Consider the following 1,025-nt stretch of genomic DNA (forward strand, 5'->3'; position numbering starts at 1 on the left):
CACCGGCGCCGACCCGGCCGCCCTCAAGCGGCTGGGCCGCAAACGCCTGACCGCGCTGCTGATCCGCACCAGCCGCGGCCAGTGGCGCGAGAATCACGCCGAGGCGATCCTGCACGCCGCCCACACCACACGGGCTCTATGGGCCGCGGGCGGACTGGACTTCGCCGAACTGGCCGAAGACCTGGCCGGAGAAGCCCGCCTGGCCCTGCAACTCACCGAAGAGATCAACGCTCTGGACTCCCGCATCGGCGTGCTCTATGAGGAAGCCGACCCCACCGGCCTGATCGCCTCCGGCCCCGGCATGGCCACCATCTCCGCCGCCGTCGTGCTCGGCGCGCTGGGCAACCCCGACCGCTTCGACAACCTGGCCGGCGTGCGCGCCTTCACCGGCCTGACCCCCACCCTGGACGAATCCGGCACCAGCTCCCGGCACGGCCCGCCCGCCAAAGCCGGCGACCCCGCCCTGCGCGAAGCCCTGTTCGCCGCCGCCGACCGCGCCCGCAAGAGCGACCCCACCCTGGCCGCCCGCTACCACCGCCTCGTCGTGACCGAGGGCAAGCACCACAACTCCGCCGTCTGCACCCTGGCCGCCGTCCTGGTCACCCGGCTGGCCGCCTGCTGGCGCAGCCGCACCCCCTACCAACTCCGCGATCTCGACGGCCGCCCCCTCACCGTGGAGGAGGCCAAGGCGATCTGCGCCGAGCGATACGCGGTCAGCGACGCCGACCGCGCCAAGAACCGGCCCAAACGCGCCAGCACACGGCTGAAACAGGGCACCAAACAGGACACGAAACAGGGCACGAAACAGGGCACGAAACAGGGGACGAGCCGACGCGGTCAGGAGTCGCCACACGACGCTCCGGCAGCCGGCCCGTCCAGCAGCAAGGCTACCCGCCACACGACGGCCTGACCGGCCCTCACCACCCCCAACCGACGCGCAACGCCGTGACACCCAGTCCCGGCGTCGACCCCGCCTACCCTGATCCTTCAAAGCTTGATCGGCTTGACTTCCGTTAGGAACTCAA

At 71.3% G+C, this 1,025-nt stretch carries 1 protein-coding gene; it reads left to right on the top strand.

What is annotated here, in order from left to right:
- A partial coding sequence (locus tag Amac_RS53375) for a transposase (RefSeq protein ID WP_155362076.1) occupies positions 1-910 on the top strand: 910 nt, incomplete at its 5' end.
- Positions 911-1,025 lie beyond the last annotated feature (115 nt).

Origin of the sequence: Acrocarpospora macrocephala (genome assembly GCF_009687865.1) — a bacterium.
Classification (GTDB): Bacteria; Actinomycetota; Actinomycetes; order Streptosporangiales; family Streptosporangiaceae; genus Acrocarpospora; species Acrocarpospora macrocephala.